The sequence below is a fragment of the Desulfovibrio sp. genome, from assembly GCF_018379785.1.
Classification (GTDB): domain Bacteria; phylum Desulfobacterota; class Desulfovibrionia; order Desulfovibrionales; family Desulfovibrionaceae; genus Desulfovibrio.
Genome location: NZ_JAGZUV010000011.1, coordinates 26,834 through 44,400 on the forward strand (window position 1 = coordinate 26,834; position 17,567 = coordinate 44,400).

Annotated in this window: 17 protein-coding genes; 13 read left to right on the forward strand and 4 right to left on the reverse strand. The window is 61.8% G+C overall.

Annotation, left to right across the window (positions count from 1 at the left end):
* Positions 1 to 31 precede the first annotated feature (31 nt).
* Complete coding sequence (locus KH208_RS03675) at positions 32 to 376, forward strand: TIGR04076 family protein (protein ID WP_291433918.1); 345 nt, start codon at positions 32 to 34, stop codon at positions 374 to 376.
* Between the two features lie 179 nt (positions 377 to 555).
* Here the strand turns inward: KH208_RS03675 and KH208_RS03680 are convergent, their stop codons facing one another.
* The gene (locus KH208_RS03680) at positions 556 to 2,115 is read right to left on the reverse strand and encodes an outer membrane homotrimeric porin (protein ID WP_291433920.1); all 1,560 of its coding nucleotides are present in this window, start codon (positions 2,113 to 2,115) and stop codon (positions 556 to 558) included.
* 560 nt (positions 2,116 to 2,675) lie between these two features.
* Here KH208_RS03680 and guaB point away from each other — a divergent pair.
* The 12 genes from guaB to KH208_RS03740 all read left to right on the forward strand — a co-directional run bounded on the left by guaB (position 2,676) and on the right by KH208_RS03740 (position 12,762).
* Positions 2,676 to 4,133: an IMP dehydrogenase gene (guaB, locus tag KH208_RS03685; protein WP_291433922.1), complete on the forward strand. Its 1,458-nt coding sequence runs from the start codon at positions 2,676 to 2,678 to the stop codon at positions 4,131 to 4,133.
* A gap of 22 nt (positions 4,134 to 4,155) precedes the next feature.
* Positions 4,156 to 5,700: a glutamine-hydrolyzing GMP synthase gene (gene guaA / locus KH208_RS03690; protein WP_291433924.1), complete on the forward strand. Its 1,545-nt coding sequence runs from the start codon at positions 4,156 to 4,158 to the stop codon at positions 5,698 to 5,700.
* A gap of 9 nt (positions 5,701 to 5,709) precedes the next feature.
* Positions 5,710 to 6,267, forward strand: coding sequence for a Sec-independent protein translocase protein TatB (gene tatB, locus KH208_RS03695; RefSeq protein ID WP_291433926.1), 558 nt, complete (start codon positions 5,710 to 5,712; stop codon positions 6,265 to 6,267).
* Positions 6,264 to 7,538 (forward strand): twin-arginine translocase subunit TatC, encoded by a 1,275-nt coding sequence (tatC, locus tag KH208_RS03700; protein WP_291433928.1) that lies wholly within the window; start codon positions 6,264 to 6,266, stop codon positions 7,536 to 7,538. Before tatB ends, tatC begins: the two co-directional genes overlap by 4 nt.
* Positions 7,535 to 8,134, forward strand: coding sequence for an imidazoleglycerol-phosphate dehydratase HisB (gene hisB / locus KH208_RS03705; RefSeq protein WP_291433931.1), 600 nt, complete (start codon positions 7,535 to 7,537; stop codon positions 8,132 to 8,134). The genes tatC and hisB overlap by 4 nt, the downstream gene beginning before the upstream one ends.
* On the forward strand, positions 8,134 to 8,790 hold the full coding sequence (locus KH208_RS03710) for a hypothetical protein (protein WP_291433933.1): 657 nt from the start codon (positions 8,134 to 8,136) through the stop codon (positions 8,788 to 8,790). Before hisB ends, KH208_RS03710 begins: the two co-directional genes overlap by 1 nt.
* Entirely contained in the window at positions 8,787 to 9,530 is a 744-nt protein-coding gene (gene hisA / locus KH208_RS03715) for a 1-(5-phosphoribosyl)-5-[(5-phosphoribosylamino)methylideneamino]imidazole-4-carboxamide isomerase (protein WP_291433935.1), read from the forward strand. The genes KH208_RS03710 and hisA overlap by 4 nt, the downstream gene beginning before the upstream one ends.
* 12 nt (positions 9,531 to 9,542) lie before the next feature.
* Positions 9,543 to 10,307, forward strand: a complete 765-nt coding sequence (locus KH208_RS03720; protein WP_291433937.1) for a hypothetical protein — start codon at positions 9,543 to 9,545, stop codon at positions 10,305 to 10,307.
* A 149-nt stretch (positions 10,308 to 10,456) separates the two neighbouring features.
* A complete protein-coding gene (locus tag KH208_RS03725) occupies positions 10,457 to 10,609 on the forward strand; it encodes a hypothetical protein (protein ID WP_291433939.1) in 153 nt (50 codons plus the stop codon).
* Positions 10,610 to 10,691: 82 nt separating this feature from the next.
* A complete protein-coding gene (locus tag KH208_RS03730; protein ID WP_291433941.1) occupies positions 10,692 to 11,135 on the forward strand; it encodes a multidrug efflux SMR transporter in 444 nt (147 codons plus the stop codon).
* Positions 11,135 to 11,473 carry an SMR family transporter gene (locus KH208_RS03735; protein ID WP_291433942.1) on the forward strand — a complete coding sequence of 113 codons (339 nt, stop codon included), beginning with the start codon at positions 11,135 to 11,137 and terminating at the stop codon, positions 11,471 to 11,473. The genes KH208_RS03730 and KH208_RS03735 overlap by 1 nt, the downstream gene beginning before the upstream one ends.
* 32 nt (positions 11,474 to 11,505) lie before the next feature.
* On the forward strand, positions 11,506 to 12,762 hold the full coding sequence (locus KH208_RS03740) for a hypothetical protein (RefSeq protein ID WP_291433943.1): 1,257 nt from the start codon (positions 11,506 to 11,508) through the stop codon (positions 12,760 to 12,762).
* A 97-nt stretch (positions 12,763 to 12,859) separates the two neighbouring features.
* Here KH208_RS03740 and lon read toward each other — a convergent pair whose 3' ends face one another.
* The 3 genes from lon to KH208_RS03755 all read right to left on the reverse strand — a co-directional run bounded on the left by lon (position 12,860) and on the right by KH208_RS03755 (position 17,406).
* Positions 12,860 to 15,304: an endopeptidase La gene (lon, locus tag KH208_RS03745; protein ID WP_291433945.1), complete on the reverse strand. Its 2,445-nt coding sequence runs from the start codon at positions 15,302 to 15,304 to the stop codon at positions 12,860 to 12,862.
* 200 nt (positions 15,305 to 15,504) lie between these two features.
* A complete protein-coding gene (gene clpX, locus KH208_RS03750) occupies positions 15,505 to 16,794 on the reverse strand; it encodes an ATP-dependent Clp protease ATP-binding subunit ClpX (RefSeq protein WP_291433947.1) in 1,290 nt (429 codons plus the stop codon).
* Between the two features lie 3 nt (positions 16,795 to 16,797).
* On the reverse strand, positions 16,798 to 17,406 hold the full coding sequence (locus KH208_RS03755; protein ID WP_008685796.1) for an ATP-dependent Clp protease proteolytic subunit: 609 nt from the start codon (positions 17,404 to 17,406) through the stop codon (positions 16,798 to 16,800).
* Positions 17,407 to 17,567 lie beyond the last annotated feature (161 nt).

The following is a 17,567-nucleotide window of genomic DNA, read 5'->3' on the forward strand; positions in this document are numbered from 1 at the left end:
CGCTTGCACCCGTCCGGTGCCCGGAGACAATATGAACAAGGTAAAAATCACGGTTCTGAAAACCACCTTTGACGCGGAGCTTGCCGCCCGATACGGGGCGGAAGGCCTGGACGCCTGCCCCATGCACAGGGAAGGCCAGGTCTTTTACGCCGACTATGCCAAGCCGGAAGGTTTCTGCGACGAAGCCTGGAAAGCCGTCTATCAGTATGCCTTCGCTTTGGCCCACGGCGCGGGCGAGGGCGTCTTTTATTACGGCGACTGGATCAGAACGCCGGGCGTGGCCATCTGCAGCTGCAACGACGGCCTGCGCCCCGTCATCTTCAAGCTGGAAGCCACGGATGAAGCTTCGACCATTGAGTACACGCCGGTGCGGTAAGGCTCGCCAACAGCGCTGAAGCGGCAAAAACCCCGCGCGCGTCCAAGAGGAAGGAACCAGACGGGCGCGGGCGGGGCCGCCGGCTCAAAGGGACCACCCCTCTGATGGGATGCCGGCTGCCGGGGAGGGGCCACACGCCCCTCCCCGAATTTTTTGTCCGTTGCCGGACGAAACGAGGCTTAGAAGCTGTACGCGAAGATCACCTGGGCTTTCCACATATCCTGCTTCTGGAAGGAGGATGCGCGGCTGCCGGCCTTTTTCCAGGTGTCGTTATCCATGAAGTTGGCGATGTAGCCCAGTTCCAGATTGACGTCGAAGTTTTCGTACATCTGGTAGGAGTTGACCAGATTGAACTCCAGCAGGCCGTCATTGGTAGTCAGGTAGGGCGTCGAGGCGCTGTCGTCCCAGGTGGAAGTCCAGGCGTAGGCATTGCCCATGTACTTAACCATGGAAGTGGAGTTGGTGCCGCCCCAGTAGGCCACGCGGAAAGTGTGCTTGAGGTCATCCACAAAGCTCATATCGCGAATTTGCGCGCCGATGCCCCAAGTACCCGCATAATCGACGCCGAGGTCCTGCATCATCCAGCCGTAGTTGCCGTCGCCCATAAAGGAGGTGAAGTTGCCCATGGGTACCAGGGAAGGCATGCGCTCGGAGCCGTTCTTGACGTTGCCGTCGTCGCCCGAACCGTACCAGCCGAAGATGCCGGGAACGCCCCAATCCATCTTGTATTCCACCAGGGCTTTGGCCAGCCAGCCCTGACGCTCAGTGCTGCCGCGCTTCAGATTGGTGACGTCATGCGCTCCCTTGTAGGCGTTGTAACGGCCCATGGCTTCCACATAGCCGTAATTGATGTCCACTTCGATGTTCAACGGATCCCAAGCCGTGACGGCGAATGGCAGCCCGGCCCAGAACATGGAACCGTAAGCCTTGCTGGTAGAGGAGCGACTATAGTCATTATCATCACGCATGAGCTTGCCATACGGCATCAGGCTGTTGGTCAAATTGCCGTCACTGGTGGACCAATAAGGACTGTCGCCATTTTTCTTATAGTTATCTAGAGAATTTTGCCCCCGCATGCCGTACATGGCCCAGGGGGTGATCTCAAAGCCGTCCAGCTTCACGGGCACCATCAGAGCGAAAAGGTCGATATTGTCCAGATAGTTCTGCTCGTAGTGCCCGCTGTTGTGCAGATCACGTCCGCCAAAGTTGTCGTTGGCCGGACGCGCCCACAGGACGGTGAGTCCCACGTTTTCATTGAACTGGTAGGAGGCGGTGACGGCTGCGGCGTCGGTGTCCATAACGGCGGACCCGCCCGCCACATTGGGCAGGGTCACGCCCTGAATGCCCATGCGGAACTTCAGGTCGGTCTGGGGTACGACCCAGTCGATATAGGCGCGCCTGACCTTGATCTGATTGGTCCCGTCAGCGCCCAGCGCGCCGCCGCTCTTTTCTTTGCCCCAGGTCTGGGTGCCGATTTCAAAGTAAACCGTGCCGGACAGGGCTTCGGAAGCCACGGCGTCCAACTGCAAACGCAGACGCTGGTTGGCCGCGAATTTGTCGTTGCTGTTGAACTTCTCCTTTTCCTGACCAACCTTGTGGGTCTTGCTGATCGGATTGGTGTCGCCCACGCCGAAGCCCATCAGCCACTGCCCCTTGGCCTTGAAGTCGATGGCCGACGCGCCCGTAGCCGCGCCCAGCAGCATGCCCGCTGTCAACAGCAATGTCAGAACCTTTTTCATCTTCCGCCTTCCTTTCTGTTACAATTACCGGGATAGCCCGGAGATTCTCCGCGCCCCATGCGCGGGAGAAAAATTTTGCCTTGCCTTCCGGCGCGCCGGTACGCCGCCGAAAAACGCAAAAAGCCCGAAAACGCGCCGCACAGGACGCGTTTTCGGGCCAAATATCGTGCCGGCCGCCGCAGCGGCTGGAACTTATGCTAATTATTAGAGAGAGAGAGAGAGAGAGAGAGAGAGAGAGAGCCGGACAGGCGAAAGAACGGGCATCAGATGCAAGAGCGGCACGGCTCAAGGCGCCGGACGCGGCGTGCAGGCAGATGCTGCGGGAGGAAAAAGGCTGCCACATAGCTATGCTCATGAATGTATCCATTTTTCTGTAAAAATTTTTATACCCGACCTCGACAAAAGGCAAGAAAAAATTCAGCCCGCCGGTTGGACAGCCGGGCGCGGGCCACCCCGACCGTTCAGGCCTGAAGTTCGGCCCTCATTGACAGAGCTTTCGCAAGCGGATAAGATGATTTGCTAAAGTTTATGCAATTATTTTAGCCCATTACGAGGAAGTCATGTTCACCAATCGCGGCAAGGCGCTGACCTTTGACGACATTCTGCTGATTCCCGGCTATTCCGAAGTAACCCCCGACGCCGTTGACATCACTACCTGGCTCACGCCCTCCATCCCCCTGCGCATCCCCCTGCTCTCCGCCGCCATGGACACCGTGACGGAATCGGCCATGGCAATTTCCATGGCCCGCATGGGCGGCATCGGTATCGTCCACAAGAATATGCCCGTGGATCGCCAGCGCCTGGAAGTGGAACGGGTGAAAAAGAGCGAAAGCGGCATGATCCTGGACCCGGTGACCATTTCCCCGCGCAATTCCGTGCAGGAAGCCCTGGATCTGATGTCCGACTTCCGCGTTTCGGGCCTGCCGGTGGTGGACGGCGAACGCCTGGTGGGCATCCTGACCAACCGCGACGTTCGTTTTGTGGAAGACGCCCAGGCCGTGCGCGTGGCCGACGTGATGACCAGCGACAAGCTGATCACAGTGCCCATGGGCACCTCCCTGGCCGAGGCCAAGCGCCATCTGCACGAGCACCGCATCGAAAAGCTGCTGGTGGTGGATGAAAACAAGCGCCTGCGCGGCCTCATCACCATGAAGGACATCGACAAGGTCCAGAAATATCCCAACGCCTGCAAGGACGCCAACGGCCGCCTGCGCGTGGGCGCGGCCATCGGCATCGGCAAGGATTCCGAAGCCAGGGCCGAACAACTGCTGGAGGCCGGGGCCGACGTGCTGGTGCTGGACTCGGCCCACGGCCATTCGGTCAACGTGCTCAACGCCATCCGCCAGGTCAAGTCGAGCTTCCCCAACTGCCAGCTCATCGCGGGCAACGTGGCCACGTATGAAGGCGCGCGCGCCATTCTGGAGGCCGGGGCCGACAGCGTGAAAGTGGGCATCGGGCCCGGCTCCATCTGCACCACCCGCATCGTGGCGGGCGTGGGCGTGCCCCAGGTCACGGCGGTCACGGACGGCAGCCGCGCCGCGCGCGAAATGGACCGCTGCTGCGTGGCCGACGGCGGCATCAAGTTCTCCGGCGACATCGTCAAGGCCCTGGTGGTGGGCGCGCACTCGGTGATGATCGGTTCCCTCTTCGCCGGTACCGAGGAAAGCCCGGGCGAAACCATTCTCTATCAGGGCCGCACCTACAAAATTTATCGCGGCATGGGCTCCATCGACGCCATGAAGGAAGGCAGCTCGGACCGTTATTTCCAGGAAAAGACCAAAAAGCTGGTGCCCGAAGGCATTGTGGGCCGCGTGCCCTACCGGGGCCCGGTCATGGATGCCGTATACCAGCTCATGGGCGGCCTGCGCTCGGGCATGGGCTATGTGGGGGCCAAGACTCTGGACGACCTTTTCCAGAACACCACCTTCTGCGAGATTTCCGCCGCCGGTCTGCGCGAAAGCCATGTGCACGACGTGGTCATCACCAAGGAAGCGCCCAACTACCGCATCGAGAACTAGCCCGCACGGGCGAGGATGGAACATGCCGCACAGCAAAGTCATTATCATCGACTACGGCTCCCAGGTCACCCAGCTCATTGCCCGCCGCGTGCGCGAGGCCGGGGTGTATTCCGAAATCCATTCCTGTGTGACCACCGCCGCGCAGGTGGCGGAAATGCATCCCTCGGCCCTGATTCTTTCCGGCGGGCCGGCCAGCGTGGGCGAGACCGACGCCCCGGCCATGGACCCCGGCTTTCTGGAACTGGGCGTGCCGGTGCTGGGCATCTGCTACGGCATGCAGCTTCTGGCCCGGAACATGGGCGGGCAACTGGCCCAGTCCCTGACGCGGGAATACGGCCCGGCGGAACTGACCTTCAGCGCGCCCTGCGCGCTCTGGGACGGCCTGGACGCCCGGAGCCCTTCCAGGGTCTGGATGAGCCACGGCGACAAGGTGCTGGCCCCGCCGCCGGGCTTCACGGTGACGGGACGCACGCCCACCCTGGACGTGGCGGCCATGGCCGACGAAAAACGCGGGATCTACGCCGTGCAGTTTCATCCCGAAGTGCACCACAGCGTGGACGGCGAGCGCATTCTGCAAAACTTCCTGTTCAAGGTGGCCCATATCACGCCGGACTGGACCATGTCCTCCTTTGTGGAGCGCGTGGTCAAGGAAATGGCCGAGCAGGTGGGCGACAGGCATGTGGTCTGCGCCCTGTCCGGCGGCATCGACTCCACAGTGGTGGCGGCTCTGCTGCACCGGGCCATCGGCAAGCGCCTGCACTGCATTTTTGTGGACAACGGCCTGTTGCGTCTGAACGAAGGCGAGGAAGTGGTCAATTATCTGCGCGAGCACTTCGACCTCAATCTCGATTTTGTGCAGGCCCGGGAGCGCTTCCTCTCCCGCCTCAAGGGCGTGGAAGACCCGGAGAAAAAACGCAAGATCATCGGACACACCTTTATTGAAATCTTCGACGAGGAAGCCAAAAAACTGCCCCAGGTGGACTTTCTGGCCCAGGGCACGCTGTACCCCGACGTCATTGAGTCCGTCTCGCACAAGGGCCCCAGCGCGGTGATCAAAAGCCACCACAATGTGGGCGGCCTGCCCGACACCATGAAACTCAAGCTCATCGAACCGCTGCGCGAGCTCTTCAAGGATGAAGTGCGCAAAGTGGCGGCGGAACTGGGCATGCCCGACGCCATTGTCTGGCGGCATCCCTTCCCCGGTCCGGGGCTGGCAATCCGCGTGCTGGGGGAAATCACCGAGGAACGCCTGGGCATCCTGCGCCTGGCCGACAGGATCGTGCAGGAGGAACTGCGCGAATCCGGCTGGTACCGCAAGGTCTGGCAGGGCTTCGCGGTACTGCTGCCGCTCAAGACCGTGGGCGTCATGGGCGACGGCCGCACCTACGAGCACGTCATCGCCCTGCGCGTGGTGGACAGCGTGGACGCCATGACTGCGGACTGGGCCCGCCTGCCCGCGGATCTCATCGCGCGCATGTCCGGCCGGATCATCAATGAAGTCAAGGGCGTCAACCGCGTGGTTTATGATGTTTCCTCCAAGCCGCCCAGCACTATTGAGTGGGAATAAGGAGGCTCTATGTTCGGCATAGGCAGCACGGAACTTCTGGTCATCCTGGTGGTGGCGCTGATTGTGCTGGGGCCCAAAAGCCTCGCCAGCATCTCGCGCACCCTGGGCAAGGCCATGGGAGAATTCCGGCGCGTTTCCACGGACTTTCAGCGCACGCTCAATGCCGAGGTAGCGCAGGAAGAGGACGAAGAGCGCCGCAAGAAGGCGGCGGAAAAAGCCGCCAAAACAGCGGCTGAGGCTGAAGCGGCCAAGGCCGCCAGGCAGGAGCGCGCCGCATCCGGCGAAGGAACGCCGACGGAAGAAGCAGCTGCCCCGGAAACCTCCGGCACGGAAGCCGCGCGGGCTCAGGCTGAAACGGAGGCCCCCTCTGCCGCCACGGCAGCCCCGGCTCCGGACGCATCGGGAACCGGCCCCACCATCGACGTGACGGCCGCGCCGCCGGAGCCTCCAGCGGGCAGCCCTCTGGCCGATGCCCTGGCCAGGACCAAAGCCGAAGCCGAGAGCGGAACCGCCGCGCCCCGCAGCGACAACGCCGCTCCGGCCGCTGACAACGGCGGCAAGGCATGAGCGGCCCGGAAGACAAGCTGCGGGCCCCGGAAGCCGTAGCGGAAAGCGACGCTCCCGCTGTTCCCGTGGACGCTGCCGCCGCGGCTGACAGCTCCGCCGGACCTGAAAGCGTCACGGCGGCCGTAAGTCCGTCTGAACACGCGGAACAGCCCGGCCCGGAGGACGGAACGGGCCCTGCGGATTTCGCGGATTTTGAGAGTTCCACGTTTTCAGGGCCCGAATGGCAACCCGACGCGCCCGCCACCGGAGTAAATGCGCATACGGGCGACGCTGACGCGCCGTCTCCGGACGTGGCCGCCCAACTGGCGGCCGAGCTGGCCCACACGGCGGAGCCCAATGCCGCCGCTGCCGACGGCATGAACGGCGCGCCGCCGCTGCCGCCTTCCCCTCCCACGGACACGCCCGCCGGGTCCCCCGCTGGACCGCCCGCGCCCAGGACGGACGGCAGCCCGGCCCCGGCGGAAGACGAAGAGGGCGAGGAAGCCGCGGGCAAGCCCATGAGCCTCATGGACCATCTGGGCGAGTTGCGTGTGCGCCTGGTGCGCTGCTGCATTGCCGTGGGCCTGGGCTTTCTGGCCTGCTGGGCCGTGGTGGACCCCATTTTCAACGCCTTGGTGGATCCGCTGCTGGCCGTTCTGCCCAAAGGTTCACACGCCATCTACACCACCTTGCCCGAAGGCTTTTTCACCCGCATGTACATCGCCTTCGTGGCCGGTGTCTTCGTATCCAGCCCAGTCATTTTCTATCAGGTCTGGTCTTTTATCGCTCCCGGCCTGTATGAAGAGGAAAAACGCTACATCATCCCGGTGGCCGTGCTTTCGGCCCTGTTTTTCATGGCCGGCGGCGCGTTCTGTTATTTCGTGGTCTTTCCCTATGCCTTCAGCTTTTTTGTGAGCTTCGCCACGGAAAGCATCGTGGCCATGCCCAAGGTCAGCGATTACCTGGGCTTTGTGCTCAAACTGATTCTGGCCTTCGGCCTGATCTTTGAAATGCCGCTGTTCGCCTTTTTCCTCGCGCGCATGGGCCTGATTACCGCGACCATGATGCGCAAGGCCCGGCGTTACGCCATCCTGGCCATCTTCGTGGTGGCCGCCATTCTGACCCCGCCGGACGTGGTTTCGCAGCTCCTGATGGCCTGCCCCATGCTGGTGCTCTATGAACTGAGTATTCTGGTGGCAGCCACGTTCGGACGCAAAAAGGCAAAATCCGAGTCCGAAGAAAACGCCGGAGCCCAGGCCGAAAGCGATGAAAAAAACGCGGAGGAAGCATGAGCGCGCACGTCCCGCGTGAAGCCGCGCAAGAGCGGCACAGCGCGGAAACCCGCATCAGCCTGCGCCTGAATCTGGACGGCGAGGGCAAGACCCGGATCCAAACCGGTTTCGGCCTGCTGGACCACATGCTGACCCTGGCCATGTTCTGGGCGGGCATGGACTTGCAGCTCTCCTGCCAGGGAGATCTGAATGTGGACGCCCACCACAGCGTGGAAGACGTGGGCCTGACCTTGGGGCGCGCCCTGCTGCAAGCCTTGGGCGACAGGGCGGGCATCGCCCGCGTGGGCTACGGCCGCGTGCCCATGGACGAGGCGCTCAGCGAGGTGACGGTGGATCTTTCCGGCCGCCCCTGGCTGGAGTGGCGCGGCGACGAGCTGCTGCCGCCGGTTATGGCCGGAGAGGAAAAAGATCTCTGGCGTGAATTTTACAAAGCTCTGGCGAGCAGCGCCCGCTGCAATCTGCACATTGCCTTTTTATACGGCAAAAACGGCCACCACCTGCTGGAATCGGCCGCCAAAGGCCTGGGCCTGGCCCTGCGCCAGGCCGTGCAGCGCCAGGGCACAACCATCAGAAGCACCAAGGGAGGCCTTGATTAATGCGTACTCGCCTGCATATATCGTTATTGATTCTGTTTTGCCTGATCCTGGCCGTTTCCTGCGCCAGGCGGCCGCGCAGCACGGCCGAGGTGCCGCGCCCCATTTCCTCCACCTACAAAATCTCCGTGGCGCCCTTTACCCAGCCCACCAACGCCAGCCAGCTTATTGTGGGACGCATCCCTGAAGAACAGGGCCGTATTCCCGCCGACATGCTGCCGGCTCTGGACATGAAACTGCGCGAAGTGCTGATCACAGGCACCAAGCGCCAGTATACCTTTATTGCCCGCCAGAATCTGCCGCCGGATCTGACCACGTTTCACAGTTCCGAGCAGCCCCAGGCCCTGCCCCTCTGGGTGGCTTACGGTAAAAAGCAGGGCGCGCAGTTGCTGCTGATCCCCCAGGTGCTGGACTGGCACCAGCGCGAGGGTTCCAAGGCGGGCGTCACCGAGTCGGCCCACGTGCGCGTGGAGTTCTTTTTGCTCAAGGTGGACGACGGCACGCTGATGAACCGCTCCATCTTTGAGGAAAAACAGGTGGGCCTGACGGAAAACCTGCTCACCGTGGGCTCCTTCTTCAAACGCCGCGGCACCTGGGTCACGGCCGAGGATCTCACCGTGGACGGCATGCGCAAAGCGGTCAAGGATCTGGGCTTATGATCATTTTCCCGGCGGTGGACATTCAGAACGGCAAAGCCGTGCGCCTCAAACAGGGCCGCGCCCAGGATTCCACGGTTTTCGCCGAGGATCCGGTGGAGGCGGCCCGCACCTGGCAGGCGCGCGGCGCGCGCTGGCTGCATGTGGTGGACCTGGACGGCGCGTTTGACGGCGCGGCCCAGAGCCGGGCCATTGTGCAACGCATCTGCCGGGAGCTCAGCATTCCCGTGCAACTGGGCGGCGGCATCCGCGACGAGGCCACGGCCCGCGCTTATCTGGAGGCCGGGGTGACCCGCCTGATCATCGGCACCCTGGCCTTGGAACAGCCCGAACTGTTCGCCCGCCTCTGCCGCGCCTTTCCCGGCCGAATCGGCGTCTCGCTGGACGCCGAGGCCGGGCGCCTCAAGAGCCGGGGCTGGGTGGCGGAGACCGGCCTGACGGTGGACGACGTGTTGCCCCGGCTTCAGGACGACGGCGCGGCCTTCATCATTTATACGGACATTGAGCGCGACGGCATGCAGAGCGGCGTCAATCTGCCCGCTCTGAGCCATCTGGCCCATGCTGCCCGCGTGCCGGTCATTGCCGCCGGCGGCGTCGCCACGCTGGAAGACGTGCAAAAACTTTATCCTTTGAGCCGCGACAGCCGGTTGGCCGGTGCCGTCAGCGGGCGCGCCCTGTACGCGGGCACGCTGGAGCTGGAAGAAGCCAACGCCTGGATCGACGCCCGGGAGGCGACGGCTTAAGCCCGAAGAGTTATGCGCATCTTCTTTCTGCTCCTACAGGCATTTATTCTGATGACCCTGGGAGCGGCCCTATCCTCCCTGCTCGGCGAATTCGCCCTGCACATCGGCGGCGCGACGTCTCAGGCCCTGATTCTTTTATGCCTGCTGGCCGACGGAGGCGTGCTGTTCAGCGGTCCCTTTGTCGCGTTGGCGGCGGCCATGTTCATTTTTCTGCTGCTCTCGGGCTACCGCATGCTGCGCTGGGCGCGCTGGTTCGGCGTTGTCCTTAACCTCGGCCTGATCTGGCTCGGCCTGCGTTGGAATTTCGCGCCGCTTCTGATCGTCTATTTCGCCTGCAACGGCCTTATGCTGGCGCTGGTGCCCAAGCGTCCGGACATGGCCCTCACCCTGCGCTGGGGAAGTCTGCTCCACGACGGCCTCTGGGGCCTTCTGGTTCTGCTCTGTCTGTTGACGGACCCGCCGGGAGCCGCGCCGCTCGCTCTGGCCTGCGTGCTGCCGCTTGTTTTCCTGTTCCGGGCCAATCAGAAAGCCGCGCAGCGTCTGACCGCCGACGGCGTTTTCCGTCCGGCTCTGAAAACCTTTGCCGTCACCGCTCTGATCACTCTGGCGCTTGCCCTTCTGGTGCCTTTGCTCGCCCCCTTCGCGGGCTTGAGCTGCCTCTTTTTGCTGTTCTGCCTGGAGATGCGCTATCTTTTCCCCGGCACGCCGCCTCTTCCCGGCAGCCGACAGGCGTTTCTGGTCCGCCTGCTGGGACGCATGCCCGCCGCGGCGGCCTGAGCGTCGGTAAAATCCGCGGGGCAACGGGCCAGGCAAACAGTCTGCCCGGCCAAGCTAGGGCAGACGCATCTAATTCGGTAACTATTTGAAATTATTAATATATAATAAAATATATTTGTTGTTCGTAGCAAATAATTTCAAATAGTTAGATGCTACGTGCGTCTGCCCTGCCGGCCAAGCCCCACCGCCTTGCCAAAGTCCCGGCCCACGCTTATGATCTGTACATGTGCGCCATTCATCTTCCCATCCGCCGTCTGTTCTGCGGCTTCCCTGAAGAGCGCTACTGGCGCTCCCTGCTCTAAACCCGCATCTTCCGTCCTCCGGCTGAAAAGGCCGCTGTCACGCGGCCTCTGTCACATCCGTTTTTTTTGCGGGGAATTTTATATGCTGACCACCAAACCGTTTCACTGGTATTGCCTGCTGGGAGCCATTGCTCTGGAAGTGGGCGGCACCACCGTCATGAAGCTGGCCCAAGGCTGGACCTTCGCCCATGCCGCCCTGCTGGGCCTGCTTCTCATGTGGCTGGCCATCGGCCTTTCCTATTATCTGTTGGCGCTTTCCACCACCGGCCTGCCCGTGGGCGTGGCCTTCGCTTTCTGGGAAGGCCTGGGCCTGACCCTGATCACTCTTTCCAGCGTGCTGATCCTGAACGAGGCGCTGACCTTCAAACGCGTTCTGGGCCTGATCTGCGTGCTGGCCGGGGCTCTGCTGGTGCACCACGGCACGGGCCACGGCGAAAGCCGGAAGCCGCGCCCGCGCGACGCCAAGGGCGGCTCTTCCCCCGGCGCAGAAAGCACGGACGCCGCGCCGGGCGCGGGGAGGCCGTGATGCACGCCCTTGCCGCCTTCTTCAATCTTTCCGTGCTGCTGGTCATCCTGGCCGCTGTTCTGGATATTCTGGCCAACCTGCTGCTGGCGCGCTCCCAGGGATTCCACCGCCGCTGGATAGGTTTCACGGCCCTGGCTCTGGTGGGTCTGGCTTTTTACTGCCTCTCCCTGGCGGTCAAAAACATGGATCTGGCCGTGGCCTACGCCATGTGGGGCAGCTTCGGCATTCTGGGCACCTCGCTGGGCGGCTGGCTTTTCTTCAATCAGCGCCTCAAGCCCTGCGCCTTCGCCGGTATGGGCCTGCTTATCGCGGGCATGCTGCTGTTGCATCTGGGGTAAACAGCCCGCAGAATTTCAGACAAGGAGGGACCATGCTCAGCATGCCGGAGCATATGGGCCTGATGATGACCTTCGGGGAATATGAGCCCAGACACGGCTTTGCGATCTGGTGTCTCGGCTTTGCCCTGCTGCTTTATCTGAGCCGGCGGCGAAAAACGCTTTTGCTGACTTTTTTCGGCGCCTGCGGCATTATTCTGCTTGTGCTCCTTTTGGGCATTGTTGGTGGCGGCGTTATTCTTTTTGACTTTGAGACAAGCCTGGGCAGAGCGGCTTGCTTCACGGCAATTTTCTTTTTGAGCGTATGGGCCTTCGGCAGAGCTTGGGCGCAAGAAAGCAAAACTCCTCCCGGCGACAGCCTGCCCTTGTGGGGGAAAACACTTCTCCTGCTTTCGGCCCTAGGCTGTTTCGTGTGGGGGGCAGGCATCTATGCCGCCGGAGATGTCCCCCTGGCAAATGCCTGTTACAATGCCGTTATCGCCAACGATATGAAACAACTGCGCCAATGTCTTGCCCTGCGTGCCGCCATCAGGCGGCACCCGGACTACAAGGGGGACCACAGCGTCAGGGCTTTCATGCCGGATACCTATGCCGCTTTTCATGAAATTGTGGCCGAAGACCAGGAACTGACGCCCCTGCGTCTGGAAATGCTGCTTCTTTTGCTGCCGGAATTTACCACTTCCTTTCATGAGGGACATTTGCACCGTTTTTTCAGCCTGCCACCGTCGCCCTTGCGCCAACGTCTCCTTGCCGCCATTCTTGAACAGAATTCAATGATCACAAGAGTGTCGCTGCAAGAATACGACAATCTCGTGGCCCGGGGAGACAAAGCCGCGCTTGCTCTCCTGCTGAAGCACGACTGGAAACACAAATATTCAGATCAGGCGCATCCGTTCAACCTCTTGCAAAATACCCGCCCCTCTCCCCTGCGCACGGAAATTTTGCAAAATATTCTGCGCCGGGAAAGAGATGCCTATCTCAAGCCTGCGCGTCTGGCTTTTTTCGAAATGGAGAGCATGGATGCGGAAACATTCTGTATGCTGCGCAGAGATAGAGACACAGCGGCCCTGAGCACGCCCGAAGTAACAGCCTGGCTGCAACGCTACAAGGAAGTGCTGGCCGCTTCAGCTCTGGAGGAACTGCTCAGAGGGGCCCCGACGCCGGAGTGGGAGGATGAGCTGACAACACGCCTGCCCGCTCTTACGGACGAGGAACAACGAAAGGTTCATGACAGAAAGGAATTGTACAGGGATACAGCGCGATTTGGGCTGGATTATTGCGCCCGGCCATGACCCGTCATGAGCGCCATGCTCCGGTAGTTTCACGAAAAAGCGCCCCTGATCACTGAGGATCAGGGGCGCTTCGTATTTTTTCTCTTGCCTTGCGGCCCTACTGCGCGGGCCGGCTTTCGCCGGCGCCGCTCTTGTCCTCGCCGTGCGCGCGCAGGGAATGATAGATAGGTTTGGCCGTGGCCCGGCCCGAGAAGATTTCCTCCGGCGCGGCGGCCAAGGCCTGGGGCAGCACTTCGTCCACATGCTCCACAAAAACCAGTTCCAGATCCCGGAGCACCTCGTCCGGCACTTCCTTGAGGTCTTTTTCATTGTCGCGCGGCATAATGACCTTTTTGATGCCGCTGCGCCGCGCGGCCAGCAGTTTTTCCCGCAGGCCGCCGATGGGCAGCACCCGCCCGCGCAGGGAGATTTCGCCGGTCATGGCCACGTCGTTGCGCACCGGAATGCCCAACAGGGCCGAAGTGATGGAGGTCGCCAGGGTAATGCCCGCCGAGGGGCCGTCCTTGGGCGTGGCTCCGGCGGGCACGTGCACGTGGATATCCACCTTGCGGTGAAAGCGCGGGTCCAAGCCCAGCACTTCCGCGCGCGAACGCACGTAGGACAGGGCCGCCTTGGCCGATTCGGTCATGACCTCGCCCAACTGGCCGGTGGTCACCACATGACCCGCGCCGCTCATCAGGCTGGTTTCCACCAGCAGGATTTCGCCGCCGCGCTGATTGTAGGCCAGCCCGGCGCAGACGCCCACCTGGGGCTCGTCCTCGCGCTCCTCATGGCGGTATTTCTTCACGCCCAGAAAACCCTGCAGGCTCTGGCGGGAAATGGACACGCACTTCTCCAGGTCGTCGTCTTCCACCAGCCGGATGGCGGTTTTGCGGCAGAGGGCCGCGATTTCACGTTCCAGGTTGCGCACTCCGGCCTCGCGCGTGTAGCCCCGGATAATCTCCAGCAGGGCGTTTTCCGATATGCGGATGTTGCCTTCCCTGAGGCCGTGCTCCTCAACCTGGCGGGGCAGCAGGAAACGCCGGGCGATGTGCCGCTTTTCCGTCTCCAGGTAGCTGGACAGCTCGATGATTTCCATGCGGTCCAGCAGGGGCACCGGAATGGTGTGCAGGGAATTGGCCGTGGTGATGAAAAAGACTTTGGACAGATCGTATTCCAGATCCAGATAGTGGTCCATGAAGGTATTGTTCTGCTCCGGATCCAGCACCTCCAGCAGGGCCGAGGCCGGGTCGCCCCGGTAATCCGAAGTCATCTTGTCCACTTCATCCAGGCAGAACAGGGGATTGTTGTATTTGACCCGCTTCAGGGACTGGATGATCTTGCCCGGCAGCGCGCCCACATACGTGCGGCGGTGGCCCCGGATTTCGGCCTCGTCGCGCACTCCGCCCAGGGAAAGGCGGATGAAGTCGCGGCCTGTGGCCCGGGCCACGGACTTGGCCAGCGAGGTCTTGCCCACGCCGGGAGGGCCCACAAAACAAAGAATGGGACCTTTCAGGCCGTGCGAAAGCTTCTGTACGGCCAGATATTCCAGGATGCGCTCCTTGGGCTTTTCCAGGCCGTAGTGATCGCCGTCCAGAATGGCGCGGGCCTTTTCAATGTCGATGTCGATGCTTTTCAGATCGTTCCAGGGCAAATCCAAAATCCAGTCCACATAATTGCGCACCACCGTATATTCGGCGGCCGAGGGCGGCATGGCGCGCAGCTTCTTCACTTCGGCGAGCGCTTTCTGCCGGGCCTCTTCGGGCATGTCGCGGGCCTTGAGCTTCTGCTCCAGCTCGTCCACCTCGGCCTGGGGATCGTCGTCGCGCCCCATTTCCTTGTTGATGGCCTTGATCTGCTCGTTGAGATAGTATTCGCGCTGGTTGCGCTCCATCTGGACTTTGACCCGGTTCTTGATCCGCTTTTCCACCGTGGACAGGGCCACCTCGCCCTGCAACAGCTCATAGGTGCGCTCCAGGCGCTCGGTCACGTCGGAAAGCTCCAGCGCTTCCTGCTTTTTGCGGTACTCCACCTTGAGATGGGGCAAAATCGCGTCGGCCAGCGGGCCGGGCTCATGCAGGGCCAGGATGGCAAGCACGGCTTCCTGCGAAATCTTCTTGTTGTTTTTGCCGTACTCTTCCAGGGATTCGTGGGCCGCGCGGACCAGAGCCTCTTTTTCTTCCGGACGGCTCTGGCTTTCCTCCAGACGGCGCACCCCGGCCAGCATGCACTGGTCGGCCTCGCGCAAATCCTGCCAGGCCGCGCGGTACAGTCCCTCAAAGAGCACCTTGATGGTGCCGTCGGGCAGGCGCAGCATCTGCAAAACCTTGCTGACCACGCCCACGGCGCACAAATCGTCAGCCTCGGGCTTTTCCAGTTCCGGCTCGCGCTGGGCCACCAGGAAAATCTGTTTGCTGTACGAGGCCTGGGCCGCCTCTATGGCTTTGATGGAGGCTTCGCGCCCCACGAAAAGCGGCATGATCGAGCGGGGAAACATGACCACTTCCCGCAAGGGCATGACCGGCAGTTCCTGAAAGGCATTCCCACGCACTGCGTCAGACATAATCTCTCTCCCCGAAAGGCGTCAGCGGGCCGGGCCTCTTGGCCGCGGCCCGCGAAAGCCCGTTGCAACATATTCTCTTGAAATGCACAGCATTGCAAAGTTAAACCGCTCCGCAAAGATTTGTCTGCAAATCCTTGCCACGAAATGCGAGCAGGCGGGTTTGGCCGCCGTAAACGAGCATTTCAAGTCTTAAAAACGCGTTAGGATGCCTTGTCCGCGGACAAACGCTCTTCTTCACTCACGGCCTCGCCGCCGTCCCCATAAAGCAGCACCGGCTCCTTGCCCTTTTCGATCACCGCCCGGTTGATCAGGCATTCCTTGACGTTGGGCATGGACGGCAGCTTGAACATGATGTCCAGCATGATCTTTTCCATGACGTTGCGCAGGCCGCGCGCGCCGGTTTTGCGCTCAATGGCCCTGGCCGCAATGGCCTTGAGGGCATTGGGCGTGAAACGCAGGGTCACATGGTCCAGCTCGAAGAGCTTCTGGTACTGGCGCACCAGGGCGTTCCTGGGCTCGGTGAGAATGCGCACCAGATCCGGCTCGTCCAGTTCGTCCACGTGGGTGATGATGGGAATGCGGCCCACGAATTCAGGAATCAGGCCGAACTGGACCAGATCCTGCGGATGGATTTTTTCCAGCAGTTCGGCCAGGGGCGTCTCCTTGCTGCTGCGCACCTTGGCGCCGAAGCCCATGGAACCGCCGCTCATGCGCGATTCCACAATCTTGTCCAGACCCACAAAAGCCCCGCCCACAATGAACAGGATATTGCCCGTGTTCATGCGGATGAATTCCTGTTGCGGGTGCTTGCGCCCGCCCTTGGGCGGAATGTTGGCCTCGGTGCCTTCAATGATCTTCAACAGGGCCTGCTGCACGCCTTCACCGGACACGTCGCGGGTGATGGAGGGGCCGTCGCCCTTGCGCGAAATCTTGTCGATTTCGTCAATGTAGATGATGCCCTTACCGGCGGCCTCCAGGTCGTAATCCGCATTCTGGAGCAGCTGGACCAGGATGTTTTCCACATCCTCGCCCACATAGCCGGCCTCGGTCAGGGTGGTGGCGTCGGCAATGGCGAAAGGCACGCGCAGCACCTTGGCAAGGGTCTTGGCCAGCAGGGTTTTACCGCTGCCCGAGGGTCCCACCAGCAGGATGTTGCTTTTTTCCAGCTCCACGTCGTGGCCCAGGGCGTCGGCATAGAACACGCGCTTGTAGTGGTTGTGCACGGCCACGGAAAGAATTTTCTTGGCCTCGTGCTGCCCGATGACGTATTCGTCCAGCCGGTCCTTGATTTCCTGGGGTGAAAGCAGGCGTTCGCCGCTGTCCGGGCTTTCCAGCTGGTCGCGGGCGATGATCTCGTTGCAGGCCTTGACGCAGTTGTCGCAGATGCTTGCGCCGTCCTGCACGATGAGGTTGCGCACCTCCAGCTCGCTGCGGCCGCAGAAAGAGCAGCGCAACGGCTCGTTGACCGTGTTTTTTGTGGTATTGCCCATGGCTTATTCGCTCTTTTCCTGCGCCATCTCTCGGCGTGAGGCCAGCACGCGGTCGATGATGCCGAGTTCCTTGGCTTCTTCAGGGGTCAAAAAGTTGTCGCGCTCCGTGGCCTTGACCACGTCCTCATAGGGCCGCTTGGTGTTCTCCGCCAGCATGCGGTTGAGCCGCTCCTTGAGGCGGAGCACCTCACGGGCGTGGATTTCGATATCCGTGGCCTGGCCCTGAAAACCGCCCGAAGGCTGGTGGATCATGATCTGACTGTTGGGGAGTGCAAAACGCATGCCCGGCTCACCGGCGGCCAGCAGAAAAGCCCCCATGCTCGCCGCCCGGCCCATGCAGACCGTGGTGACCGGCGAGGTGATGTAGCGCATGGTGTCGTAGATGGCCAGACCGGCCGTCACCGACCCGCCGGGGGAATTGATGTACAGGTTGATTTCCTTTTCCGGATCCTGGGACTCCAGGAAAAGAAGCTGGGCGCAGATCAGCGACGCCACGGCGTCGTTGACCTCCGAGCCCAGAAGCACAATACGGTCCTTGAGCAACCGGGAATAAATATCATAGGCCCGCTCGGAGCGGCCTGTGGTTTCAATGACCATGGGAACTAAAGACATATATCCGCCTCACGGTTTCCGGCCCGCCGCAGGCGCGGGCCGTGAAAACTGTAAAAGGCTGCTGACCATGTCAACAGCCCCGAAAACCGGAAGCGGGTCGCGGTTTCGCCGCGCCGCAGCGACCGATTTTCGTGCCTCTCCGCGCGGCGGCGCACGTCCGC